General features: G+C 69.7%; 22 protein-coding genes and 1 riboswitch. Of the genes, 9 read left to right on the top strand and 13 right to left on the bottom strand.

Annotated features, from left to right (window positions below; translation table 11 throughout):
• The first annotated feature begins 3 nt into the window (after positions 1-3).
• Positions 4-855 (top strand): MurR/RpiR family transcriptional regulator, encoded by an 852-nt coding sequence (locus ACRDPS_RS07215; RefSeq protein ID WP_431500945.1) that lies wholly within the window; start codon positions 4-6, stop codon positions 853-855.
• Between the two features lie 143 nt (positions 856-998).
• Here ACRDPS_RS07215 and ACRDPS_RS07220 read toward each other — a convergent pair whose 3' ends face one another.
• From ACRDPS_RS07220 to ctaE, 5 genes are all read right to left on the bottom strand, one after another.
• Positions 999-1,349 (bottom strand): hypothetical protein, encoded by a 351-nt coding sequence (locus ACRDPS_RS07220; protein WP_431500946.1) that lies wholly within the window; start codon positions 1,347-1,349, stop codon positions 999-1,001.
• A gap of 112 nt (positions 1,350-1,461) precedes the next feature.
• Entirely contained in the window at positions 1,462-3,189 is a 1,728-nt protein-coding gene (gene qcrB, locus ACRDPS_RS07225) for a cytochrome bc1 complex cytochrome b subunit (RefSeq protein ID WP_431500947.1), read from the bottom strand.
• Positions 3,186-4,349 carry a cytochrome bc1 complex Rieske iron-sulfur subunit gene (gene qcrA, locus ACRDPS_RS07230; protein WP_431500948.1) on the bottom strand — a complete coding sequence of 388 codons (1,164 nt, stop codon included), beginning with the start codon at positions 4,347-4,349 and terminating at the stop codon, positions 3,186-3,188. The genes qcrB and qcrA overlap by 4 nt, the downstream gene beginning before the upstream one ends.
• Positions 4,346-5,227 (bottom strand): cytochrome bc1 complex diheme cytochrome c subunit, encoded by an 882-nt coding sequence (gene qcrC / locus ACRDPS_RS07235; RefSeq protein ID WP_431500949.1) that lies wholly within the window; start codon positions 5,225-5,227, stop codon positions 4,346-4,348. The genes qcrA and qcrC overlap by 4 nt, the downstream gene beginning before the upstream one ends.
• Positions 5,228-5,240: 13 nt before the next feature.
• On the bottom strand, positions 5,241-5,906 hold the full coding sequence (ctaE, locus tag ACRDPS_RS07240; RefSeq protein ID WP_431500950.1) for an aa3-type cytochrome oxidase subunit III: 666 nt from the start codon (positions 5,904-5,906) through the stop codon (positions 5,241-5,243).
• 139 nt (positions 5,907-6,045) lie between these two features.
• Between ctaE and ACRDPS_RS07245 the strand changes: the two genes are divergently transcribed.
• Both ACRDPS_RS07245 and trpD read left to right on the top strand, forming a co-directional pair.
• The gene (locus ACRDPS_RS07245; protein ID WP_431500951.1) at positions 6,046-6,456 is read left to right on the top strand and encodes a hypothetical protein; all 411 of its coding nucleotides are present in this window, start codon (positions 6,046-6,048) and stop codon (positions 6,454-6,456) included.
• Entirely contained in the window at positions 6,453-7,490 is a 1,038-nt protein-coding gene (gene trpD / locus ACRDPS_RS07250; RefSeq protein WP_431500952.1) for an anthranilate phosphoribosyltransferase, read from the top strand. Before ACRDPS_RS07245 ends, trpD begins: the two co-directional genes overlap by 4 nt.
• 127 nt (positions 7,491-7,617) lie before the next feature.
• Here trpD and ACRDPS_RS07255 read toward each other — a convergent pair whose 3' ends face one another.
• The 3 genes from ACRDPS_RS07255 to ACRDPS_RS07265 form a co-directional block, all read right to left on the bottom strand.
• A complete protein-coding gene (locus ACRDPS_RS07255) occupies positions 7,618-7,896 on the bottom strand; it encodes an Lrp/AsnC family transcriptional regulator (RefSeq protein ID WP_431500953.1) in 279 nt (92 codons plus the stop codon).
• Between the two features lie 5 nt (positions 7,897-7,901).
• Positions 7,902-9,683 (bottom strand): DEDD exonuclease domain-containing protein, encoded by a 1,782-nt coding sequence (locus ACRDPS_RS07260; protein ID WP_431500954.1) that lies wholly within the window; start codon positions 9,681-9,683, stop codon positions 7,902-7,904.
• Positions 9,684-9,783: 100 nt separating this feature from the next.
• On the bottom strand, positions 9,784-11,055 hold the full coding sequence (locus ACRDPS_RS07265) for an NYN domain-containing protein (RefSeq protein ID WP_431500955.1): 1,272 nt from the start codon (positions 11,053-11,055) through the stop codon (positions 9,784-9,786).
• A gap of 123 nt (positions 11,056-11,178) precedes the next feature.
• Here ACRDPS_RS07265 and ACRDPS_RS07270 point away from each other — a divergent pair, with 123 nt between their 5' ends.
• From ACRDPS_RS07270 to ACRDPS_RS07285, 4 genes are all read left to right on the top strand, one after another.
• Entirely contained in the window at positions 11,179-11,439 is a 261-nt protein-coding gene (locus ACRDPS_RS07270) for a hypothetical protein (RefSeq protein ID WP_431500956.1), read from the top strand.
• A gap of 119 nt (positions 11,440-11,558) precedes the next feature.
• Positions 11,559-11,748: riboswitch (cyclic di-AMP (ydaO/yuaA leader) on the top strand.
• A gap of 15 nt (positions 11,749-11,763) precedes the next feature.
• Entirely contained in the window at positions 11,764-12,750 is a 987-nt protein-coding gene (locus ACRDPS_RS07275) for an NlpC/P60 family protein (protein ID WP_431500957.1), read from the top strand.
• 61 nt (positions 12,751-12,811) lie between these two features.
• The gene (locus tag ACRDPS_RS07280; RefSeq protein ID WP_431500958.1) at positions 12,812-14,014 is read left to right on the top strand and encodes a hypothetical protein; all 1,203 of its coding nucleotides are present in this window, start codon (positions 12,812-12,814) and stop codon (positions 14,012-14,014) included.
• On the top strand, positions 14,011-15,279 hold the full coding sequence (locus tag ACRDPS_RS07285) for a M48 family metallopeptidase (RefSeq protein ID WP_431500959.1): 1,269 nt from the start codon (positions 14,011-14,013) through the stop codon (positions 15,277-15,279). The genes ACRDPS_RS07280 and ACRDPS_RS07285 overlap by 4 nt, the downstream gene beginning before the upstream one ends.
• A gap of 152 nt (positions 15,280-15,431) precedes the next feature.
• Here the strand turns inward: ACRDPS_RS07285 and aceE are convergent, their stop codons facing one another.
• Complete coding sequence (aceE, locus tag ACRDPS_RS07290) at positions 15,432-18,167, bottom strand: pyruvate dehydrogenase (acetyl-transferring), homodimeric type (protein ID WP_431500973.1); 2,736 nt, start codon at positions 18,165-18,167, stop codon at positions 15,432-15,434.
• A 189-nt stretch (positions 18,168-18,356) separates the two neighbouring features.
• On the opposite strand from aceE, the gene ACRDPS_RS07295 reads away from it, so the two are divergent.
• Positions 18,357-19,256: a carbohydrate kinase family protein gene (locus ACRDPS_RS07295; protein ID WP_431500960.1), complete on the top strand. Its 900-nt coding sequence runs from the start codon at positions 18,357-18,359 to the stop codon at positions 19,254-19,256.
• Between the two features lie 9 nt (positions 19,257-19,265).
• On the opposite strand, the gene ACRDPS_RS07300 is transcribed toward ACRDPS_RS07295, so the two are convergent.
• A complete protein-coding gene (locus ACRDPS_RS07300) occupies positions 19,266-20,216 on the bottom strand; it encodes an NAD(P)/FAD-dependent oxidoreductase (RefSeq protein WP_431500961.1) in 951 nt (316 codons plus the stop codon).
• Positions 20,213-21,328 (bottom strand): glutamate-cysteine ligase family protein, encoded by a 1,116-nt coding sequence (locus ACRDPS_RS07305; protein WP_431500962.1) that lies wholly within the window; start codon positions 21,326-21,328, stop codon positions 20,213-20,215. Before ACRDPS_RS07305 ends, ACRDPS_RS07300 begins: the two co-directional genes overlap by 4 nt.
• A 68-nt stretch (positions 21,329-21,396) precedes the next feature.
• Between ACRDPS_RS07305 and ACRDPS_RS07310 the strand changes: the two genes are divergently transcribed.
• Positions 21,397-22,182, top strand: coding sequence for a siderophore-interacting protein (locus ACRDPS_RS07310; protein ID WP_431500963.1), 786 nt, complete (start codon positions 21,397-21,399; stop codon positions 22,180-22,182).
• Positions 22,183-22,300: 118 nt separating this feature from the next.
• On the opposite strand, the gene ACRDPS_RS07315 is transcribed toward ACRDPS_RS07310, so the two are convergent.
• Entirely contained in the window at positions 22,301-23,500 is a 1,200-nt protein-coding gene (locus tag ACRDPS_RS07315; protein WP_431500964.1) for a glycoside hydrolase 5 family protein, read from the bottom strand.
• Positions 23,501-23,548: 48 nt separating this feature from the next.
• Entirely contained in the window at positions 23,549-24,571 is a 1,023-nt protein-coding gene (locus ACRDPS_RS07320) for a LacI family DNA-binding transcriptional regulator (protein ID WP_431500965.1), read from the bottom strand.
• Between the last annotated feature and the right edge of the window lie 123 nt (positions 24,572-24,694).

Consider the following 24,694-nt stretch of genomic DNA (forward strand, 5'->3'; position numbering starts at 1 on the left):
GGCATGACGAGTGCGCCTGTACTCCCAGCCATCCGAGCGGCGATGCCGCGGCTCAATCCGTCCGAGCGTGCCGTGGCCGAGGTGGTGCTGACCCGCTCGGAGTGGGCGATCGAGGCCACCACGGCCGAGGTCGCCGCCGAGGCGTCCGTCTCGACCGCGACGGTGGTCAGAGCCTCACAGAGACTCGGGTTCCGAGGCTTCCCGCACCTGAAGGTGCTGCTGGCGCGTGACCTCGGCACCGCGAAGGCGGAGACGGCGGTGGGCACCAGCCCGTTGACGGTCGTACGCTCCTTCTTCGCCGACGTCGCCGACTCGGCCTCCGACATGGTCGGGCTGCTCTCCGAGGAGCAGGTCACCCGTGCGGTCGAGCTGCTCGCCGGGGCCGGCGCGATCCTGGTGGCGGGCACCGGCGTCTCCTCGCCGGTGGCCAAGGACATCGCCATGCGGCTCGCCTCTCAGGGGCTGATCACGGTCGCTCCCGGCGACCACCTCGACCAGCTCATCCGCGCCCGTCTGCTTCGGCAGGGAGACGTGTGCGTGGTCGTCAGCGGCACCGGTGCCACCGCGCCCACGATCCAGGTCGCACAGGCCGCCGTCGCCGCGGGTGCGGCCGTCATCGCGCTGACCTCGTTCACCGGGACCCAGCTGACCAAGCTCGCCGAGGTCGAGCTGATCACCCCGCAGGGTGGCCGCGCCGGGTTCCGGCAGGAGCTCGACTCGATCAGCCGGATCCCACAGATCATCCTCGGCAACGCCCTGGTCGCCGCGGTCGCCGCCCGGGACCCCGAGGCCGCCGCCAACGTGCGTGCCCGGGTGCTCGAGGTCGTAGGCGGAGAGCTCGACCCGCAGGGTTAGGGCGTGTCTCCTAAAGACACGGCGGCCGCGAGCGGCGTTTCGGGCCGATCTGGCAAGGCGGCGCCGCGAAGGCGTCCTGGATGTTGTCGAGCGACGTCAACGCAGCCAGATCGGATGCGAAACGTCGCGCAGCGGGCGTGGATTTAGACGTACGCAGCGAGCAGCTCCGCCTCGGCGCGGAGCTGTGCTGCCTTCTCGGTGGCGCCGTGGGACTCCAGGTCCGCTGCCGCGGCGTGCCGCTCGCTCTGCTCACCGGAGATGATCGTGCGGACGTCGTCGTCGGTGAGCTCGCGCCGGGTCGCCTCGGTCGCGCCGACGCCGATCGCGGCACCCGCGATCGGACCCTCGGCGGCGAGCGAGGCCTCCTCCACCGGCTGGGCCTCGGCGTTCGAGACCGCGGCCAGGGTCGAGCGCAGCACCGCTGTCGCTGCGGTGTCGCGGGCCTTGCGGGCGGTGAGGAGGTCGGCTCGGAGGCGAGCCTGGAGGTCGGTCATGTGCTGGACCCTAGGTGTCGGCGTGGTCGGCGACAACCAGGTTTCGGCCGGGCAGAACGCACGTGGCGCCGTCCCCCGGAGGGAACGGCGCCACGCGCGTACTTGCTGTGGATCAGTGGCTGAGGGGCTCCTCGACCGCCGAGTGACGGTGGTCGTCGAAGTCGTGCCCGTCTACGGCGTGACCCTCGTGGGCGGCCAGCTCGTGAGCCTCGTGCTCGGCGTGGTGGTGTGCCTCGCTGAGCTCCTCGGTGGTCGGCTTGTCCACGTCGTGGTCGTAGTAGAAGGCCCGCAGCTTCGCGCGGAACGACTGCTTGCCGTTCTTCTTCAGCTCCGGCTCCTCGCCGGCCCGCCCGCGGTCGCGGACGCCCATGGCGTAGGCCTCGTCCTGGTGAACCGGCAGGTGCTTCTCGTGGTAGGCACCCTCCGGCGTACGGATGACCGTGCCGGTCTCGTAGCCGTGCAGCATCTTCTCGTTGTCCTTGCGCTGCAGCGAGATGCACCAACGACGCGTGATCATGAACGCCGCGATCGGCCCCAGGAACACGAACGCCCGAAGGAAGTAGGTGATCTGGTTGATCGAGAGGTCGAACTTGATCGCGATGATGTCGTTGCCGCCCGCGGCCCAGAAGCCCGCGTAGAACGTCATCAGCGCGACGAACGTGGCGGTGCGGGTCGGAGCGTTGCGCGGGCGCTGGAGCAGGTGGTGCTCGCGCTTGTCCCCGGTGATCCAGGCCTCGATGAACGGGAGGACCAGCACGACCATCCAGGCCGCCATCGGCAGCACGATGACCGGGAAGAAGATGTTCCAGGACCAGGTCGAGCCCCAGAAGTGCGACTCCCAGCCCGGCATGATCCGCAGCGCGCCGTCGGGCCAGCCCATGTACCAGTCGGGCTGGGATCCGGCGGTGACCTTGGTCGGGTCGTACGGCCCGAACTTCCACACCGGGTTGAGCGAGAAGAACGCGCCGAGCAGGGCGGTCACACCGAAGGTGATGAAGAAGAAGCCGGTCATCTTGGAGATGTAGTTCGGCACCATCGGGTAGCCGACGACGTTCTTCTCGGTGCGTCCGGGCCCAGGCCACTGGGTGTGCTTGTGGTAGATCAGCAGGATCAGGTGGGCCCCGATCAGCGCCAGCAGCAGCGCCGGGATCAACAGCACGTGGATCGTGAACAGGCGTGGAATGATGTCATCGCCTGGGAACTCCCCGCCGAACAGGAAGAACGAGACGTACGTCCCCACGATGGGGATCGCCATCATGAACCCGTCCGCGGCCCGGACGCCGGTGCCGGAGAGCAGGTCGTCGGGCAGCGAGTATCCGGTGAAGCCCTCGAGCGTGCCGAGCAGCAGCAGCGTGGCGCCGATGACCCAGTTGATCTCGCGCGGCTTGCGGTGCGCGCCGGTGAAGAAGACGCGCATCATGTGGATCATCATCGAGGCGATGAACAGCATCGCCGACCAGTGGTGGACCTGGCGCAGCAGCAGGCCGCCGCGTACGTCGAAGGAGATGTCCAGCGTCGAGGCCATCGCCTCGGACATGTCGATGCCGCGCAGCGGCGCGTAGGAGCCCTGGTAGGTGATCTCGGCCATCGAGGGCTTGAACCACAGGGTGAGGAACGTGCCGGTGACCAGCAGGACCACGAAGCTCCACAGCGCGATCTCACCCAGCATGAACGACCAGTGGTCGGGGAAGATCTTTCGGGAGAGGAACTTGCTCAGGCCGCCGACGCCGAGGCGCTCGTCGGCCCAGTTGGCGGCCGCTCCGGCCTTGGTCGGCTTGCCCGCCGGGGCAGCGGCTTCGGTGCCGTTGCTGGCGGCAACCTTGGACGTGTCGGTGCTCACTGGCCGCCCTCCTTGTAGCCGTACTGCTCAGCGTCGGCGGCGTGGTCCTTGGACCAGTCGTCGAAGATCTCGTCGATGTCGTAGGTGTTGCGCTCCCAGTAGCTGACGCCCACGGGCTCAGGGTAGTCCGAGAGGGCAACGAGGAAGCCGTCGGAGTCGACGCCCAGGGGCAGCTGCGGGAGGTGCCGGCCGGCCGGGCCGAAGAGGACCTTGCCGTGGTCGGCCAGGTCGAAGGTCGACTGGTGGCAGGGGCACAGCAGGTGATGCGTGGTGCGCTCGTTCAGCGAGATCGGGCAACCGACGTGGGTGCAGATCTTGGAGTAGGCCACGATCCCCTCGACGGACCAGTTGCGGGTCACGTCGTGGGCGATGTCGGTCGGGTCCATGCGGAGCAGGACAGTCGCTGCCTTCGACTTGGCGATCTGCAGCGGCGCGCCGTGGAGGCTGCCGTCGAAGATCGTCGAGGGCTCGGCGTTGACCAGGTCACCGATCTCCAGGTCGCCCGGGCGGATCGGGGTGCCGACCACGTCGCGTACGACCCTGACGCCCGCGTCCCAGACCGTGTGCTCGAGGCCGGCGCCGGGGTAGGGCTGCTCCTCGGTGATCTGGGCGTTGGTCTGGCCCAGGTCCTTGAGCATGACGATCGCGGGCAGACCGAGCAGGGCGGCCGAGCCGATCATCGCGTTGCGGATGAAGGGGCGCCGAGCCATTCCGGACTCGTGGAGCGCGGCCTTGAGCTCGGCGACGGCGACCTCGCGAGTGGCGGGGGAGGAAGCGGCCGAGTGGCGCTCCTCGGAGACCTCGACGTCGATGACGAGCTTGCGGGCCCACTGGATGACGCCGATGCCGAGGAAGAGGAGGGCGAAGCCCAGGGTCGTTCCCAGCGCCAGGTTGGAGGCGCCGTAGCCGGCCCAGACGTCACCGTCGTAGCCCGGCTTGACCGTGAAGTAGGCCACCACGAACAGCACCGAGCAGAGCGCGGAGAGACCGAGGAACAGGCTCACCTGCCGCTCGGCCCGCTTCTCCGCCTTGGGATCGACGTCGGTAGGACGCCAGTGATGCTCGTGCATGCCCGGATCGGGCAGCAGCGCGTCGGTGTGCGCGTTGAGCTCGGTGTGCGAGTCGTCGTGCTTCTCGATCTCGCTCAGGTCGCTGCTCACTTGGCAGATCCCTTCTTGGTCTGGTTGGTGCGCGTGCTGTGCGCGGCGATCCACACGGCGAAGGCCACCAGGACGCCGAGACCGACGACCCAGGCGACGATGCCCTCGGTCACCGGACCGAGCGAGCCGTTGTTGAAGCCGCCGTAGTCGGGCTGCTCCTTCATCGACTCGACGTAGGCGATGACCGCCTTCTTCTCCTCCGGGCTGATGTTGCCGTCGGAGAAGGTGTCCATGGACTGCGGACCGGTCAGCATCGCCTGGTAGATGTGCTTCGGGTCGGTCTCGAGGATGCTGGGCGCCTCGCCGCCGCGCGGCATGGCGCCGCCGGCACCGGTGAAGTTGTGGCAGGCGGTGCAGTTGGTCAGGAAGATCTGGCCACCGAGGGCGACCGCCTCCTCCTTCTCCTTCTCGGAGCCATAGGTCTCGGGGTCGTACTGCTCACGGTCCGGGACGGCAGGGCCGGGGGCGAGACTGGCGACGTACGCGGCCAGGGCGTCGATCTCGTCCTGGTTGAAGCTCGGGTCCTTGGCCTCGACCTGCGCGCCCGGCTGGGCCATCGGCATCCGGCCGGTGCCGACCTGGAAGTCGACGGAGGCGGCGCCGACACCGATCAGGGACGGGCCGTAGAGCTTGCCGTTCTGGGTCGTGATGCCCTCACCGTTGGAGCCGTGGCAGGTGGAGCAGTTGACCATGAAGAGCTTTTTGCCCTCGGCGACGAGAGCGGCGTTGTCCTTCTCCACCTCGGCCTGGGAGGCAGGAGAGAAGGCGGCGTAGAGCCCGCCGGTGCTCAGCAGAGCGACCAGGAGCACAGCGGCACCGGCCAACGGGCGGCGACGGTGCCGCGACAGTCGACCGACGGAGCGGTTCAGGAGACGCACATTCAGTCCTTGGTCACTTGAGGAGGTAGATGGTCGCGAACAGGCCGATCCACACCACGTCGACGAAGTGCCAGTAGTAGGACACGACGATCGCGGAGACGGCCTGCTCGTGGGTGAATCGCTTGGCGACGTACGTCCGGCCGAGCACGAACAGGAAGGCGATCAGGCCACCGGTGACGTGCAGGCCGTGGAAGCCCGTGGTCAGGTAGAAGACCGAGCCGTAGGGGTCGTCGGGGCCGGTGATGCCGCGGTTGAGGGCGATGCCCTCCTGGACCAGGGCGGCGTACTCCGTCGCCTGACCGGCGATGAAGACCGCGCCCATGAGGTAGGTGAGGATGAACCACTCACGCAGGCCCCACAGTCGCACCGCGAGCAGGGATCCCTTGCGTCCGACCTGGCCACGCTCGGCGGCGAACACACCGAACTGGCAGGTGAACGACGACAGCACGAGGATCGTCGTGTTCACCGCCGCGAACGGGATGTTGAGCCCCGCGGTGTTGGCCTCCCACACCTCAGGACTGACCGCCCGGATCGTGAAGTAGGCCGCGAACAGCGCCGCGAAGAACATCAGCTCGCTGGAGAGCCAGATGATGGTCCCCACGCTGACCATGCTCGGACGGTCGTGATGCCCGTGCAGGCGGGCTGTTGGAAGAGTCGATACTGTCGCCACGCCCGCCATTATGTCCTGCCCCTTTCCCGGAGTCTTCTTGGGACCCTGTGTGTCGTGTTTGAGGCTGGTGTTACAAGCATGAGACACCGCTCAGCTTCGGTGTGTGACATGTGGCCGGGGGCCATGGTGATGGCGCTAGCATCAGGGTGTGACCGACACCACCTCGAACCCTTTGAAGATCCTCGTCTACAGCGATGACGTCGACGTACGCAAGCAGGTGATCCTCGCTCTGGGGCGCCGTCCGCACCCATCTCTTCCGGAGGTGGAGTACGTCGAGGTGGCCACCGAGCCCGCCGTCCGGGCCCAGCTCGACGCCGGTGGTCTCGCGCTCGCCGTGCTCGACGGGGAGACCGCCCCGGCCGGTGGGCTGGGGATCGCGAAGGCGGTCAAGGACGAGGTCGAGGACGCTCCGCCGATCGTGGTCCTCATCGGTCGGCCGCAGGATGCGTGGCTGGGCACCTGGTCGCGTGCGGAAGCCACCGTGGCGCACCCGGTCGACCCGTTCGACCTGGCCCGGACGGTGGTCGGGCTGTTGCGCCCCGTTAACGTTGGCCCATGACTTCCGCCCCGCACTCCTGGCCTGAGGTCCTCACCACGCTGGTCGCGCGGCAGTCGCTGTCCGCGCACCAGGCGGCGTGGGCGATGGGCCAGATCCTGGCCGGCGAGGCGGCCGACTCGCAGATCGCCGCGTTCGCGGTCGCGCTGCGTGCCAAGGGCGAGACCGTCGACGAGCTCGCCGGTGTCGCCGACGGCATGCTCGCCAAGGCCAACCCGATCTTCGTGCCCGGGCGCGTCCTGGACATCGTCGGCACCGGCGGCGACCGCTCCTTCTCGGTCAACATCTCCACGATGTCGGCGATCGTCGCGGCCGGGGCCGGGGCGAAGGTCGTCAAGCACGGAAACCGGTCGGCCTCCTCCAAGTCGGGCTCGGCCGACGTGCTCGAGGCGCTCGGCATCCGGCTCGACCTCGATGTCGAGCGCGTACGTGTCGTGGCCGAGGAGGCGGGGATCACCTTCCTGTTCGCCGCGGCCTTCCACCCCGCGATGCGTCATGCCGCCGCCGCGCGGCGTGAGATCGGCATCGCGACCGTCTTCAACCTGCTCGGGCCGCTGACCAACCCGGCGCGTCCCGCGGCCTCCGCGATCGGCTGTGCCGATGTGGCCGCCGCTCCGGTCATGGCCGGCGTCTTCGCCCGCCGCGGTGCGGACGCCTGGGTCTTCCGGGGCGACGACGGCCTCGACGAGCTCACCACCACCACGACCTCCCACGTGTGGACCGTCTCGCGCGGAGTCGTCACCGAGGCCACCATCGAGCCCTTGGACCACGGCATCGCCCGGGCCACCACCGAGGACCTGCGCGGCGGCGACGCCGCCTACAACGCAGAGGTCGTCCGGCGCCTGCTCGCCGGGGAGAAGGGCGCCGTACGCGACGCGGTCGTGCTCAACGCCGGCGCCGCCCTAGCGGTCCACGACGGCGGCTCCGGCACCATCGACGAGTCTCTGTCCGGCGGCATGGCCCGTGCCGCTGAGGCCATCGACTCGGGCGCGGCGCAGCGCGTCCTCGACCTGTGGGTGGCGGCTACCGCTCGCTGAGGCTGCTTGCTCGGGGCGATCTAGATGATTACGCGCCGAGTCGGCGCAACCGCACGCCTCGCTCGCTTCGCTCCAAAGCGTGCAGTTGCGCCGACTCGGCTACACCAGGACTCGGCTACGCCGAGTCTCAGTCCAGGCCGATGGAGAAGGCGGCTTCCAGGTCGACCTGGGAGTAGGTGCGGAAGGCGATGTGGGTCTCGGTCTCGAGCACGCCGGGGACCTTGTTGACCTTGTCGGCCACGACCGCGGCCACATCCTCGTGGGCCTGGACGCGCACCAGGGCGATGAGGTCGATCTGGCCGGTGACGGAGTAGACCTCGCTGACCCCGTCGATGGCGGCGACGGCCTCGGCCACCTCGGGGATCTGGGAGACCTCGGCATTGATGAAGACGATCGCTGTGATCACGCAGGTCACGTTAGCCGATCGACCTGAAGGTGCGATGCCTGCCGGCCCGCACCGGCGATCGGGCAGGTCCACTCGCCCTCGACGTGGGCGAGGCGTACGCCTGGGGACTCCAGCCAGCGCAGCACCAGCTCGGTCTCCTCGGCGGTGGCGGCCGGCACCGGACCGGGCGCGTCGAGGACGGTCTCGGCGCTGAGCTGGAGATCGGCGACGTACGCATGTGCGTTGGCCTCCCGCGGGATCACCCCGGCCGCGGCGAGCCGCCCGTGACGGACCACGTGGACCGCCCAGCGGCCGCTGTCCTCGCGCCGGATCGCGGTGAGGTCGGACAGTCGCGCAATCGAGGTGAGCCGCTGGGTGCGGGCGGCGGCGCGCAGGTAGGAGGTCAGCCGGTCGCGGTGGACCGCCGCCTCCTCGAAGCGTTCCTGCTCGGCCAGGCCGGTGAGGCGCTCGGTGACCGCGTCGACCACCTCGTGGGGCCGGTGTCGCAGCGCCTCACGCACCCGGCCGACGAGGTCGGCGTACGTCTCGGTGGTGATGCTCTGGTCGCACGGGCTCAGACAGCGGTGCAGCTCGGCGAGGACGCACGGTGTCTTCGTGGGGAGCAGCGGGAGGCGGTCGGCGCACTGCCGGATCGGGAAGGTGTCGTGCAGCGCCTGGAGTGCCTTCTCGGCGACCTTCTTGGAGCCGAACGGGCCGAGATAGTCCGCGTCGTCGTCGAGCACCCGCTTGACCAGCGACAGCCTCGGCCACGGCTCCCGGGTGAGCTTGATGAAGTGCATCTTCTCCGGGCGTCGCGAGCGGCGGTTGTAGGGCGGCTTGTGCTCGGCGATCAGGCGCAGCTCGCGTACGCCGGCCTCCAGCGCGGTCGCGCACTCGATGCCCTGCACGGTCGCGGCCAACCCGACCATCTCGCCCATCCTGGAGCGGGTCTCGGAGGCGGTGAAGTAGGTGCGGACGCGGGTGCGCAGATCCTTGGAGGTGCCGATGTAGAGCACCCGGTCCTGGGCGTCCTTGAACAGGTAGACGCCGGGGGCGTGGGGGAGATCCTCGGCGAGGTGGCGCTTCTTGCGCTGGGCGGTGGTGACCTTGGCCGAGAAGGCGGCCAGGTCCTCGATGGTGAGCACGCCGAGGTTGCCGAGGCGCTCCATCATTCCGTGGAGCACGTCGACGGTCGCGCGGGCGTCGTGGAGGGCGCGGTGGTCGGGGGTCGTGGGGGAGCCGAAGACGCGGGCGAGCGAGCCGAGCTTGTGGTTGGGCGTCTCGTCGCGGGTGATCACCCGGCGGGCGACCTTGACGGTGTCGAGCACCTCGAAGCGCGGCCACGGCCGCTCCTGCTTGGCGGCGAAGTGCTTGAGGAAGCCGACGTCGAAGGGCGCGTTGTGCGCGACCAGCACGCAGCCCTCGGCGAACTCCAGGAACGCCGGCAGCACCGACTCGATCGTGGGGGAGGAGGCGACCATCGAGTTGGTGATGCCGGTCAGCACCGCGATCTGCGGCGGGATCCCGGTGTGTGGGTTGACCAGCGTCTGGAACTCGCCCAGGACCTCGCCGCCGCGCACCTTCACCGCGCCGACCTCGGTGATCATGCCGCCGTTGTCGGGGCTGTTGCCGGTGGTCTCCAGGTCGACCACGCAGAAGGTGAGGTCCCGCAGCGGTCTGCCGAGCTCGTCGAAGCCCCGCTGAGCCTCCCAGGGTCCGTCGGTGGTCGAGACGGCGGCCTGGTGCCGCCGGGCCACGGCACGGGCGCGCATCTCCTTGCGCGCCTCGCGCACCGCCGCAGTGCTCATGTCGGCTCCGTAGGGCAGGGCGACCTGAGGCCCACGGTCACTCGCCGGCGCTCGCTCATGTTCGAACACACTAGCGGAGAGGTCCGACAACCAGACCTGTCTACGCGAGCAGCGGCGAGAGCGAGGAGAGCGGGACGGTGCGGGCGCCGGCGCGGCGTACGTCCTTGACGATCTCGGCGTCGTCGGTGGCCACCAGGATGACCCGGCCGGCGGGCTCGGCGTCGACGAGGTCGCGGATGACGTCGTCGGCGATGACGCCTTCGGGCGAGAAGAGGACCTTGACGCCGCGAGGAGGCACGGCGGTGGGGCGTACGGAGGCCGAGTGGGCGTCGAAGACGACGGTCGTCTCGGCGCCGGTGCGAGCCGCGATCGGGGCGACCGCGCGGAGCAGGCGCAGCCGCTGGGCGTCGAGTGCCGAGTCGGGCCACAGCGCCTTCGAGACGTTGTAGCCGTCCACGATCAGCCGGACCCGGGGCATGGCCAGGAACTGCTCGAGGTGAGCGCTGCTGGTGACCCCGGTGCCGGCCGCGGTGGCAGCGGAGGCGAGCTCGGCCTCGATCCGCTCGCCCGGGGTGCCGGTGACCGGTGGCAGCGCCAGCTCGCGACGGAGCCCTCCGGCCGCGTCGAGCAGCGTGTCGAGCAGGAACCGGGCGCGCAGCGAGACCTCGTCACGGTCCGCCTTCGACGTACGCCGCTCGGCGGCCGCCTCACGCTCCAGCTTGTCGATCTGGCTGCGGAGCTGGCGCAGCTGTCGGTCGCGGGAGGCGATCTCGTCCTCGGCGCGCGCAAGGGCGTCACGGGCCGCGGTCAGTGCCTCGTCCAGGCCCGTGCCGGCATCGCGCGCGGCGGCCCGGGCCTCGCCGAGCTTGCGTCGCAGGGTGGCGTTGTCGGCCTTGAGGTCGTCGAGGCGGGCCTTGCGGTCGGCGCGCACATCGCGAACGTCCTCCTCGGCCGCGGCGAGCTTGCCTCGCAGCCGGGCGACCTCGGCGTCGACGGCCGGCGCCGCGGCGGCCTCCAGCCTGTCCAGAGCCTCCTTGAGCGAGACCTCCCAGCCGTCCGGGCGGACCAGCCAGGAGACGGCAGCGGCCTCGGCCGGGTCCTCGGGCAGGACGATGTCGTCGGTGGTCTCGGCCGCCTCGTCGACGTACGCCCGGCGCAGCTGGTTCCCGACCGATCCGCGCACCTCGTCGTCGTTCTCGAGCACCGAGGCGATCATCGCGCCGCCGGCCTTGGCGCGCCGGGCGGGGGCGAAGTCGGCGATCCGCTTGAGGGAGGGAGGCAGGCGTACGACGTCGGGAAGCACCCCGGCCGTGAGCGCGACGATGCGTCCCCGGACGGTGTCGGGGAGCGTCGCGTACGCGGAGAACTCCATGCCTCAAGTGTAGGGACCCGGGGAGCGATCTCCTCCTCGAATACCGCCGTGCGATGGTGGTGACACGCCGGAGGCATCCGTACGGAAGCAAAATTGTCGGTGCTCGGTGAGACCGTCGCAGACATGACGACGAGAATCGACTGTGACACCTGCCTCGTGCGGGGACTGGCGTGCCACGACTGCGTGGTCACCGTGCTCCTGGGCCCACCCCCGGAGCTGATCATCGAGGACGAGGAGCGCCGTGCGCTCGACGTCCTGTCGGATGGCGGGCTGGTCCCGCCGCTGCGGATGGTCGAGGTGACCGATCCGGTCCCGGTCGGCGACGACCTGTCCGCGGGTTCACCCACGCGTTCAGGGCACGGCGACGGCCTCGCTTTCGGGTAACCGGACTTGTAGACCAACTTTTGGGCGTGGGTGGTTGGCAGTGGGGGGATCGCGTCGGTTAGTGTGCGCTGGAACCTGACATTCGTGACAGTGGGTCAACCGGCTCACGCGGGTGTCGCGCTTAGTCCGGGCCCGCTTCGGGGTGGGCCAGGAACCGGGGAACCACACCGGTCGTACGCCTCCATCGGGTGCGATCACTGGGGTGAATCCGCCGCGAGAGCGACCTGGGAGACCAGGTCGGGGAGCGGTGGTAGGGCAGGTCGTGCCCGAATCCGTCAGCTCACCCGGTAGGCGTCAACGACTACACAAGGAGACCGTCCGCTCGTGACACGCGACCGGAAGCGACTCATTGCCGGAGCAGCCGGCATCGCCGCCATCGGAATCGCCGGGATCATTCCCGCCGCGACACCCGCCCAGGCAGACCCGGACATCGACGACGTTCGCAAGAAGGTCGACAAGCTCTACACGCAGGCCGAGGCTGCCAACGAGGACTACAGCAACGCCAAGCTGCGGCTGCAGGACCTCAAGGACCAGCTCAAGGACCTCAACGCCGACGAGAAGCGGCAGGGCAAGGACCTGGACAAGGTCCGTGCCGAGCTCCGTGACTCGGTGCTGCGCCAGTTCGAGGGCTCCGACGTCTCTGCCGTCGGCCAGGTGATCACCTCCGAGGACCCCCAGGAGTTCCTCGCCGGTCTGGCCACCGTCTCGTCCTACAACACGCTCCAGGCCGACCTGCTCGCCCGGTACAACACCGAGGCGGAGGCCCTCCACGTGCGCCGCGAGGCGACCGAGGAGCGCAAGGCCGAGATGGCCAAGGTCAAGACGACCATGCAGCAGAAGAAGAGCGAGATCGACGAGAAGTTCGACGCGGCCCAGGCCGAGCTCGACGAGCTCGAGGCCGATGAGCTGGAGGCCATCCAGTCCACCGACACCAGCATCCCGGGCAACCTGCCGCCGCCCTCGGGCCGCGCCAAGGCGGCGGTCGACTACGCCCTCGCCCAGGTCGGCGACGCCTACGTCTACGGCGCCACCGGCACCGAGTCGTGGGACTGCTCCGGTCTCACCATGGGTGCGTGGGGCCAGGCCGGCGTCTCGCTGCCGCACTCCTCCTCAGCGCAGTACAGCAGCGGGCCCCAGGTCTCGCGCGACCAGCTCGCCCCCGGTGACCTGGTCTTCTACTACAGCCCGATCAGCCACGTCGGTATGTACATCGGCAACGGCCAGATCGTGCACGCCTCCAACCCGAGCACCGGTGTGAAGGTCTCGCCGATGGACGAGATGCCCTACACGGGCGCCGTCCGCCCCGGCTGAGCCCCTCGACAGGCTCGGGAACCACTTGACCCAGCACCCCGAAGAGGCCGATCGTTCGCAGGTGCGAACGATCGGCTCTCTTCTATCTCGCCCGGTCCTGATCGGGGCCGCGCTCGTGCTGGTGATGCTGCTCGCCGGGTTCGTCGGGTGGCGGCTGACCGGCGGAGGCGAGTACGTCGCGCCGACCCCGACCACGGCACCTGTCGTGCGCGCCGACACCGCGGGTGCCCGCGCCTCCCTGGAGGAGCTGGTCGCCGGCGTACGAGAAGGTGCGGAGCCGGACGGCGAGGACGCCGCCTCGCTGGCGCTGCGCAACGCGCACGCCATCGGCATCGGGGAGGTCACCGCGAGGTACGTCGCCGAGGCCGGCAACGTCGATCCGGACGGCTCCTGGACGGCCGACGTCGAGATGTCGTGGCGTACCCCCGGCGACCCGGTGCTGAGCGAGGAGCTCAAGGTCGGCTTCGGACCCGAGGGAGAGATCACCGGCTTCTCGGCGGCTCAGGGCACCCGCATGCCGCTGTGGCTCAGCGGCCCGGTCGAGGTGCGCCGTACCAGTTCCACCCTGGTGGTCGTCCAGGCCTCCGCGGAGCAGGCCGATCGCTATGGCGAGCTGGCCACGACCGCCGTGGCGGAGGTCCGCAAGGTCGTCGACTGGAAGAATCCGCGCCTGGTCCTCGAGGTGCCCGCGACGGGGCTCGACGCCGCGCTCGGCGCCCAGCAGGGGACCTACTCCTCGGTCGCCGCGGTGACCGCGACCGTCGACGGCTCCACTAAGACAGGGACACCGCTGCACGTGTGGGTCAACCAGGGCGTCATCGGCAACCTGGACGCACCCGGCGCCCAGGTGGTCATCACCCACGAGGCCGCGCACGCGGCCACCGACGCTCCGACCAACCCCAACCGGCCGATGTGGCTGGTCGAGGGCTTCGCCGACTACGTCGCGCTGCGTGACACGAAGCTTCCGCTGAGCAAGACCGCCGGCCAGATCCTCGCCCAGGTGCGCGAGAACGGCGCCCCTGAGCACCTGCCGGGCAAGACCGAGTTCAACTCCCGCTCCGAGCACTTCGGGGCCGAGTACGAAGCGGCCTGGCTGGCCTGTGAGGTGCTGGCCGAGGCCGGCGGCGAGAAGGCCCTGGTCGATCTCTACGAGGAGACCGGGCGCGGCGTACCTCTCGAGAAGGCGCTCCAGGCGAGCTTCGGGTTCGGCGAGGACGAGCTGACCGCCCGGTGGCGTACGCATCTGTCAGACTCTGCTCGATGACTGGGGCGGAAGTGAGCACGCGGCGCGATGTCCCGAGCTTGTCGAGGGGTACGTCCTGGGTGGTTCTCGGCCTGGGGGCGATCGCCCTCGTGGTGCTCGCCTGGCTGCTGATCCCATGGCATCCCTTCCCGGGCGGGGCGCTGGACCTGCCCGACGAGCGTGAGGTCTTCGCGCCGCGGGAGCTGGAGCGAATGCTCGCCTACTCCGGTGCCGCGCGGTGGATCAGCCGGGCCGCGCTCCTCGTCTCGCTCGTGGTCGCCTGCCTGCTCGGGTTCACCTCGCTCGGCCGGCGCCTGGTGGCACGGCTGCGTGGGCCGTGGCTGCTGCGGGTGGTGCTCGCGGTCGCCGCGGTCACGCTCATCGGCTGGCTCGCGACGTTGCCGTTCTCGGTCGCGGCTCACCACCTGCGGATGCGCTACGGGCTCTCGAGGCAGGCGTGGATGCCCTGGCTGGGGGACTCGCTGCTGAACCAGGCCGTCGGGATCGTGATCACCTCCCTCGCGCTGCTCGCCCTCTTCGGCTGCATCCGCCTGAGCCGCCGCTGGTGGCCCGCCGTCGCCGGCGGCCTCGTCGCGGCGCTGGTGGTGCTCGGCTCCTTCGTCTACCCGGTCCTCGTCGAGCCGGTCTTCAACGACTTCGAGCCGCTGCCGCGCGGTCAGTTCCGCACGGAGGTGATGGCGATCGCCGAGCGCGAGGGGGTCGCGCTCGACGACGTCTTGGTGATCGACGCCTCGCGACGTACGACCTCCCTCAACGCATACGTCACCGGCTTCGGCTCCACCCGCCGAGTCGTCCTCTACGACAACCTCGTCGACGCACAGCGTGGTGCCGGTGCGCACGGGGCGGTCCTCTCCGTCGTCGCCCACGAGCTCGCCCACGCCAAGCACGACGACGTGCTCGTCGGCACCCTCATCGGCGCCTCCGGGGCCGTCGCGGCCATCGGCGCGCTGGGTCTCCTGCTCTCCTACCGGCGACAGGACCAGTACGCCACCCCCGAGGGCATCCCGATGCTGTTAGCCGTCTTCGCGCTGGCGAGCCTGCTCGCCATGCCCGTCGAGAACGGGCTGAGCCGTCAGGTCGAGACCCGCGCCGACGTCGACGCGCTCCATGCCACCGGCGACCTGAAGGCGTTCATCAGGCTTCAGCACGACCTCGGCGTACGCTCCCTCTCCGACCCGTCCCCGCAGACCTGGTCCCAGTGGTGGTTCGGCTCCCACCCCACCACCCTCCAGCGCATCGCGGTCGCCAACCGCATCCTCGACTGACGCCGAGTCGGCTCGTCTGCCCCAGAAAACCGGGCCGAGCCGGCGCAACTGTCTCAAGAACACAGGCCGAGTCGGCGCATCCGACCCCTCTCGCTCGCTTCGCTTCGCGAGGCACGGGGTCAGATGCGCCGACTCGGCGCCACGAGTTTTGCTCAGGCGTCTCCGCCCTCTTGCAGGATGCCCTTGGTCGCGGTCGGGTCGTCGATGCGGTAGGTGTCGAAGGCCTTCTTCACCAGCGCGGCGTCGATCTCGCCGGCCTCGGCCAGGGCCTGGAGGGCCTGGACGACGACGGACTCGGCGTCGATCTGGAAGAAGCGACGCGCGGCCGGGCGGGTGTCGGCGAAGCCGAACCCGTCGGCGCCGAGGACGCGGTAGTCGTCGGGCACCCAGCGGGCGATCTGCAGCGGGACGGCCCGCATGTAGTCCGAGACCGCGATGACGGGGCCGTTGGACGCCGAGAGCTTCTCGGTGACGTACGGCGTGCGCGGGGTCTCACCGGGGTGGTTGAGGCTCCACTGCTCGGCGTCGATGGCGTCGCGGGCGAGCTCGTTCCACGAGGTGACAGACCATGTGTCGGCCTTGACGCCCCAGTCCTCCTCGAGCAGGCGGGCAGCCTCCTCGACCCACGGGAACCCGACGCCGGAGGCGAGCAGGCGGACCTTCGGACCCTCGCCCTGGGCGGTGGAGACCTGGTGGATGCCCTTCAGGATGCCCTCGACGTCGACGCCCTCGGGCTCCTTCGGCTGGCTGACCGGCTCGTTGTAGACGGTCAGGTAGAAGATGACGTCCTCGCCGTGCGGGTGCTCCTCGGTCGAGCCGTACATCCGCTCGAGGCCGCTCTGCATGATGTGGGAGACCTCGTAGGCGAACGCCGGGTCGTAGTGCACGACCGCCGGGTTGGTCGCCGCGAGCAGCGGGGAGTGACCGTCGGCGTGCTGCAGGCCCTCACCGGTCAGCGTGGTGCGACCGGCGGTGGCACCGATCAGGAAGCCGCGGCCCATCATGTCGGCCATCGCCCAGATCGAGTCACCGGTGCGCTGGAACCCGAACATCGAGTAGAAGATGTAGAACGGGATCATCGGCTCGCCGTGGGTGGCGTACGCAGTGCCGGCAGCGGTCGCGGACGCCATCGCCCCCGCCTCGGAGATGCCCTCGTGCAGCAGCTGCCCCTGGACGGACTCCTTGTAGGAGAGCAACAACTTCCGGTCGACGCTCTCGTACTGCTGACCGCCGGGGTTGTAGACCTTCGCGCTCGGGAACATCGCGTCCATGCCGAAGGTGCGGTATTCATCAGGAGCGATCGGCACGATGCGCTTGCCGATCTCCGGGTCGCGCATCCAGTCCTTGAGGAGCCGGACGGTCGCCTGCGTGGAGGCGACCTTGTTCTTGCCCGAGCCCTGCTTGAGCTCGGAGTAGACCTTCTCGCCCGGCAGGGTGAGCTGCTTGAACTCGACCTTGCGCTGGGGGAGAGGACCACCGAGCTGCTTGCGGCGCTCCATCATGTATTCGATCTCGGCCGACTCCGGCCCCGGGTTGAAGAACGGCGCGGCACCGGTCTGCTCGTAGGTCGCCTCGAGCTCCTTGTCGGAGATCGGCAGCAGCAGCCGGTCGCGGAACTTCTTCAGGTCCGCCATCGTCAGCTTCTTCATCTGGTGGGTGGCGTTCTTGCCCTCCAGAGCGTCGATCGTCCAGCCCTTGATGGTGTGGGCCAGGATCACGGTCGGCTGCCCGGCGGTCTTGGTGGCCGCGTCGAAGGCTGCGTACACCTTCCGGTAGTCGTGGCCGCCGCGGGGGAGCTTGCGGATCTGCTCGTCGCTCATCTGCTCGACCATCTTGCGCAGGCGCGGGTCGGAGCCGAAGAAGTTCTCCCGGACGTACGCACCGGTCTCGACAGAGTAGGTCTGGAACTGGCCGTCGGGGGTGGAGTTCATCTTGTTGACGAGGGTGCCGTCGACGTCCTTGGCGAGCAGCTGGTCCCACTCGCGGCCCCAGATGACCTTGATGACGTTCCAGCCGGCACCGCGGAAGTTGGACTCCAGCTCCTGGATGACCTTGCCGTTGCCGGTCACCGGGCCGTCGAGCTGCTGCAGGTTGCAGTTGATCACCCAGACCAGGTTGTCGAGCTCCTCGCGGGCGGCGACCCGGATGGCGCCGAGCGACTCGGGCTCGCCCATCTCGCCGTCGCCGAGGAAGGCCCACACGCGCTGGTCGGAGGTGTCCTTGATGCCGCGGTTCTGCATGTAGCGGTTGAACCGCGCCTGGTAGATCGAATTGATCCCGGTCAGGCCCATCGAGACCGTCGGGAACTCCCAGAAGTCGGGCATCAGCCGCGGGTGCGGGTAGGACGAGATGCCCTTCCGTACGCCGTGCTGCACCTCCTGGCGGAAGCGGAACAGCTGCTCCTCGCTCATCCGGCCCTCGAGGAAGGCGCGTGCGTAGATGCCGGGGGAGGCGTGGCCCTGGATGAAGATCTGGTCGCCGCCGCCGGGGGCGTCCCTGCCGCGGAAGAAGTGGTTGAAGCCGACCTCGTAGAGGCTCGCGGAGGACTGGTAGGTGGCGATGTGGCCGCCCACCTCGAGGCCCTTGCGGTTGGCGGAGGAGACCATGACAGCGGCATTCCAGCGGATGAAGGCGCGGATGCGTCGCTCGATGTCCTCATCGCCCGGGAACCACGGCTCGCGGTCGGAGGGGATGGTGTTGATGTAGTCGGTGCTGCGCAGGGCCGGCACGCCGACGGACTTCTCCCGGGCTCGCTCCAGCAGACGCAGCATCATGTAGCGGGCCCGGTCGCGCCCGCTCGACTCGAGCATCGCGTCGAACGAGCCGAGCCACTCACTGGTCTCTTCGGGATCGATGTCCGGAAGCTGGGTCGGTAGACCCTCGTGGATAACGGTCGGCTGGGCGGGGGTACGGCCCTGCGGACCACCAGACGTCTCGGTGGATTCTTCGGTCACGCCCTCCATGTTCGCACGCGGTTCGAAGGGGTAGGACAATCGCGGTCGGTTACCCACGAGTAGCGGTTTACGCAGGTCAACCCGTAAGAAACAGTCGTACGCCGCGCTGCTAGCCTGCACGCCGTGGCTGGTCTCGATGTCAATGGTGTCGACGGTGTCGATGATGTCCTGGTGGTCGGAGAGGCGCTGGTGGATGTGGTCACCACCGCCGACGGGGAGACCCGCGACCACCCTGGTGGGAGCGGTGCCAACGTGGCCGTCGCGCTGGGTCGGCTGGGTCGTCCGGTGAGGTACGTCGCGTCCTACGCCGACGACGCCCGCGGTCGTGCGCTCGCCACCCACCTGAGCGATTCCGGGGTGCGGATGGCCTGCGACCCGCACGTGCTCTCACGGACCTCGACGGCACAGGCCACCATCGGGGCCGACGGATCGGCGACGTACGTCTTCGACCTGGAGTGGCGCCTCGGCGAGATCTCGGTCGGGACGCCCCGGTTCGTGCACGTCGGATCTCTCGCGCCGGTGCTCTCGCCCGGCGCCGAGACCGTCTTCGCGCTGCTCGACGGGCTCCCGGACGGCGTGCGCGTGCTCTACGACATCAACATGCGGCCCTCGCTGACCGGCACCGGCGAGGCCGTCACCGCGAACATCGAGCGGGCCGCTGCGTACGCCGACGTCGTGAAGGCGAGCGACGAGGACCTGGAGACGCTCTATCCCGGCGTCGGCCTGGAGAAGGCGGCCGCGCGGCTGCTCGAGATCGGTGCCGGCGCGGTCGCGGTGACCCGCGGTGGCGACGGTGCCAGCTGGATCACCGCTGACGGGCGCGTCGATGTGGGCGCCGCCTCGGTGACCGTCGTGGACACCATCGGAGCCGGTGACACCTTCTCCGCGGGCCTCGTCGACGCGCTCTGGGACGACTTCGACCGCGACCCCCGCGAGGTGCTCGCCCACGGCGTCAAGGCCGCGGCCATCACCGTCTCGAGGGCCGGGGCCAACCCGCCGACCCGGGCCGAGCTGGAGGGCTGAGCTGGAGGGCTAGGCGGCGAGGCGCTCGGCGAGCGTACGTCCCAGCCAGGCCGCGGAGCGGATGGCGCTCCCGCAGCTCGCGACGAGGACGCCAGGGCTCGGCTCGTCGACCACCAGGGTCTTCTGCGCCGTGTCTACGCCCCAGAGGATGTCGTCGACACCGGCATCGCGGAGCCAGGGGAGGGTCTCGGCGAGCCCGCGGTCGAGGATGGTCTTCCAGTGGTCGACGGGCCCCGAGGTGTCGGTGTCCTCGACGATGTCCTCCTGGCCGACCAGTACCTTCAGGCGGCCGTCGATGAGCTTGACGAAGACATAGCCGAAACCGTCGCCGACCGGCACGATCGTGTGGGGCATCTGCTCGCGTTCGGGTGGGACGGGAAGATCGAGCACGAAGAGCTGACGCTTCTCGGCTCCAGCGCTGACCTGGGGAAACACGGATGCGTTCGCAGCGCCCATCGCTCCGAGGACCCGGTTGGCGCGGATCGTGCCACGGGAGGTCTCGACGATGTGTCCGACGCCGTTCGGGCGGACGCCGGTGACGGCGGTGTCGTTGACGAGTCGCACCCCGACCTCCTGCGCCTGTTCGCGCAGCAGGCCGACCAGCCGTGTCGCGGAGACGTTGAGCGCGGGAATGAGCTCGCCTGTGTGCAGGAGGTGATAGCTGTTCTGGAGCATCGCCAGATCGGCGTCGGGCGCGAGGCCACGGATGAACTGCTCCGTCTGGGTCGTCATCTCGCGCTTGACCGGGTCGGGCCAGGTCCACCGGATGCTGCCCCCGGAGTAGCGGTAGGTCGCGAGGTGGGCGGGATCGTCGTCGGGCTCGAAGTTGATGACGACCACGCGTAGGTCTGTTCTGGCCAGGAAGTAGGCCGTCGCGGCGCCGATCGGGCCGGCCCCACAGATCACCACATCAGCCTCGGGGGGAAGGTCGGCGGTCAGGTCGGTGGGCAGGTCGGTCAACGAAGTCCTTCCGGGTGGAACATCAGGCCTGTGCGCGAATATGCGTCGAGAAGGCTATCGGCAGGGGTACGTCCCGCGCTGAGCAATGTGTCGAGAACCTCGAGGTGGCCGGCCTCGGGGCGCCCGGCGAGAGCCCGTCGCGCGGCGGCGAGCACATCGCGGGCGCCGGCGGCGATCTCCGGGTCGGTGAAGGCGGAGGTGGCCGCTCGCTGGTGCAGGTCGCGGCTGGGAGTGTCGGCGAGGCCGGGCAGGTCGTCGGCGAGGCAGACGCCGAGCGTCAGCGCCGCGCCGGCCAGCAGCAGGTCACGTGAGAGGAAGGCGTCAAAGGCCTTGAACTCGATGCGTCCCTCCTCGCGCGGGATCCGCGGCGGGTGGACGAGGGTCGTCTCGGCGCCGGCTGGCGGCGAGGAGACGAAGCAGCGCGTCGCCACCCGCCGCCAGGTGCGCTCGTAGGTGCGTTTGCTCGGGCCGCGCCACGGGCGGCCGGCGTGGAAGGGCGAGCTGAAGCTGAACGGGACCAGGAAGGGGCTGTAGTAGGTCAGCCTCTGCGCCAGCGCGACGACCTCGGCCGCCTCCAGGTCCGGGAAGGACAGGTTGATGTCGGGGCCATAGCTCAGGTTGGAGACCTCGGCGTGGTCGTACTCACGATGCTCGGTCCGCATCGCCTGCTCCCACTCGTTGAGCGGCGGGTCCAGGACGTACGCCTCGCGAACCGGGTTGAAGCCGACGATCCCCAGCCGCAGACCGAGCGGTGCGAGGCGCTTGGCGATGAGCTCCTGCAGGTCGAGGAGCCGGTCGGCGGCCTCGGTCGTGCTCGAGCAGATCGGGGTGCGGATCTCGACGCCCTTGACCAGCATGGTGTCGAAGGTGCCGTCGGGGGTGAACCGCTCGTCGCCCTCCAGATACCAGTAGCCGCTCTTGATACCGAGGTCACCGCGTACGAGATCCTCGTCGGAGGAACCGGAGCCGTCGGCGAGTGCCGCCTGCAGGGTCGTGAAGTCGAGGTCCCCGAAGTCGTGGAAGGTGCCGGCGTCGTGGGCGGTTCCCGTGCCGTCGGGGGAGGGCAGGGTCACCAGGGCATACTCGAACTCGAACCCGGCGGAGTAGAGCACGGGCCAACCCTAGGGGAGTCCGCGCGGCTGCATCTGGATTTCTGGAGAATTAGGTTAGGCTCCCCTTCATGTTTCGCGCGGTGAAGCCGGAGTCCAAGCCGGAGACGCGGGTCGTGGTCACCTCGACCCAGCGCCTCAGCGCTGGGATGACCCGTGTGCACTTTCGTGCCGAGGACCTCTCCGCGTTCGATGGCAGCGTGTGCACCGACCGGTTCGTGCGTCTGGAGATCCCGGTCGGCGACGGCTCGACCGTCTGCCGCACCTACACCGCGCTGGACCCCTCGGTCGCCGAGGGGACCCTGGCCGTCGATTTCGTGCACCACGGCGACGAGGGCTTCGCCGGCCGGTGGGCGACGTCGGCCGGTCCGGGTGACGTGCTCACCGTGCGTGGGCCGGGTGGGACGTACGCTCCGGACCCTGCCGCCGACTGGCACCTGCTCGTCGGTGACGAGTCCGGCCTGCCCGCGATCCGGGCGGCGCTGGCAGCGCTGGCGGCTGATGCCGTCGGCTACGCGGTGATCGAGGTGCCCTCCGCGGAGCATCTCCAGCAGGTCGAGGCGCCGGCCGGGGTCGAGGTGCGCTGGCTCGATGCCACCGTCGACCCGCCCCTGGAGGTCGTCGTCCGCGAGCTGCCCTGGCTGCTCGGCCGGGTGCACGCCTTCGTGCACGGCGAGGCCGAGGTCACGATGCAGCGGATCCGTCCCTACCTGCTGCGCGATCGCGGGGTGCCGCGCGGCGACCTGTCGATCTCCGGCTACTGGCGCCGTGGGAACACCGAGGAGAGCTTCCGTACGTGGAAGCGCAGCCAGGCTGCCGACCGCCAGGTGGCGTACGTCGGCCGGGCGCTGCGGTAACGCTTCGCCTTCGCCCGCGCCGGGGGAGCGGCGCTCGGCGGATACGACGGGACGTTCTTGTCGCTCTACCTGTCGGTAACGGACAGAAACGTCCCGCCGTATCGCCGGGGGACGCCGGTCACCTCGTGACCGACGGCGGGACGATCTCGACCGGCCCGTCGGCCCGGGCGGCGACCCAGGCGCGGTGGAAGTCGCTGCCGGGAGCGACCTCGGCGCGGCGCTCGGGTTCGCGGATCAGGTCGACGGGGCACTCGAGCCGCTGTCGTGGCGTGGGTGTGGGGCGGGGGCCGCGGTGCTCGGCGATCGCGGCCGCGAGTGCTTCGGCGACGGGCTTGCGCTGGTGGTCGACGGTGAAGAGGCCGAGGTCGTACTCGCGCTCGGGGAAGTCGACCAGGGACCTGTCCAGGTCGTGCGAGCACCACCAGGTGATGCCGAACAGCGCCGGGTTCTCCACGACGTGGCCGACGGTGCCCGCGACGAACTCGCGCACGCTCTCCGGACCGATCTCCGGCAGCGGCGCGCCGATCTCCTGGAGCCAGACCGGGCGGCCCGGGTCGACGGCGTACGCGGCGGCGAGCTCGACCAGGTAGTCGGCATGGGTCAACGTGGCCGGCCCCAGCGGCGCGTCGATCGCGCCGACGCCGTTGAAGACCCAGGAGTGGACGGTGCTGAGGTCGCCGAGCGTGGTGACGTCGGCGACGCCGAAGGGGTGGTCGGGGGCGTAGAAGGCGTCGTCGAAGAGCGAGTGGAGACTGAGCAGGCCGGGGGCGGCCTTGTGGGCGGTCTCGATGAGCTCCTGGGCCCAGGAGCGGGAGTCGGCGATGGTGGTCGGGTTGGACGGCCACAGATTGTTGACCTCGTTGCCGAGGGTCAGTGCGAAGACATTGTCCCGGGTCGCGACCGCGCCGGCGAGGGTGTCGACGTAGGTGCGTAGCCCGTCGCGCACCTCCGGGTGGCTGAACAGCGAGCGCTGATGGTGGGTGAGCACCCACGAGGGCAGGAAGTCGAAGCTGGAGAGGTGGCCCTGGACCAGGTCGACGCACACCTCGAGGCCGCGGGCCGCGGCCAGATCGATGGTGGTGAGCACGTCGTCGACCGCCGAGGAGCGGATCAGCGAGCGGTTGGGCTGGATCCAGGGCCAGACCGGGAAGATGCGTACGTGGTCGAGACCGAGCCCGGCGAGATCGTCGAAGTCACGCGCGATCTGGTCGGCATCGAAGTCGAGCCAGGAGTAGAACCAGCCCGATGAGGGCACATGGTTGGCGCCGAAGCGCAACGGAGGCCGAACGGTGGTCGAAGGTGTGGGGATTGCTGGCACTCGCGCAATCTAAACCGTTTCAGTAAAACTGGCAATCAGCCTCGGGGATCAACGCCCGATGGGCCGGGCGGTGCTTTCCCGGGGCACGAGCACCGGGGTGCTCGACTGGTGGCGCAGCGGCTGCGTCGGGTCCGCGATCAGCCGGAGCAGCTCGCGGGCGGCCTCGGCGGCCCAGCCCTGGGTGTCGCGCGTCAGCGCGGTCAGCGCCGGGTGCGTCAGCCGGGCCAGGAGCGAGTCGTCGAAGGAGAGGATCGAGAGCTCCTGCGGCACTCGTACGCCCATCTCCAGGGCGACACCCAGGCCGGCGACGGCCATCACGTCGCTGTCGTAGACGATCGCGGTCGGACGCTCGCGCCTGGACAGGACGCGGCGGGTGATCACGGCACCCTCCGAGTCGCTGTAGTCGGTCGGGATCGAGGTGACCTCGGCCAGCTCATGGCGTGCCTTGGCCTCGGCCAGCACCTTCATCCGGCGCTGGGTGTGCAGGAACTGGGGCATACCGGCGACATGGACGACATGGCGGTGGCCGAGGGCGGCGAGGTAGTCGACCGCCTCGTGCATGGCCTCAATGTCGTCGGCCCAGCTGAAGCTCAGCGACGTGCCTTCCAGCGGTCCGCCCATCACCATCACGGGCACGCCGAGCCGCTCGAGCTCAGGTAGCCGGGGGTCCTCGGCGAGTGGGTCGAGCAGCACGAAACCATCGACCCGCTGCTCCGCGGACCAGGTGCGATAGGCCGCCATCTCGGCCTCCGTGTCCCCGACCACGAGCAGCTGGAGGGCAGTGCCGTCCTCCGCGAGGCCGGCCTGCAGGCCGGACACGATCTGCCCGAAGAACGGCTCGACCCCGAGCGTACGTGCGGGGCGGGACAGGATCAGGCCGACAGCTCCGGCGCGGGAGTTGCCGAGCGACCTCGCCGCGCGGTGGGGGCGCCAGTTCATCTCGTCGGCCACGGCCAGGATGCGACGCCGCGTCTCCTCGCTGACCCCTGGACGCCCGTTGAGCGCGAACGAGACGGCGCCCTTGGAGACGCCGGAGCGCTCTGCGATGTCGGCGATCGTGGGTCGTGTCACCCGTGGTCCTTCCTCGGCGTGGATCAGGATCGTCCCGGCGATGAGGACATGTGGCGTCTCTCACACGGATGCCTTGACGACGAACCTGGTTCAGTGAATAGTACGGCCACAACTTAACCGCTT

It is taken from the genome of Nocardioides sp., assembly GCF_050699375.1.
GTDB lineage: Bacteria > Actinomycetota > Actinomycetes > Propionibacteriales > Nocardioidaceae > Nocardioides.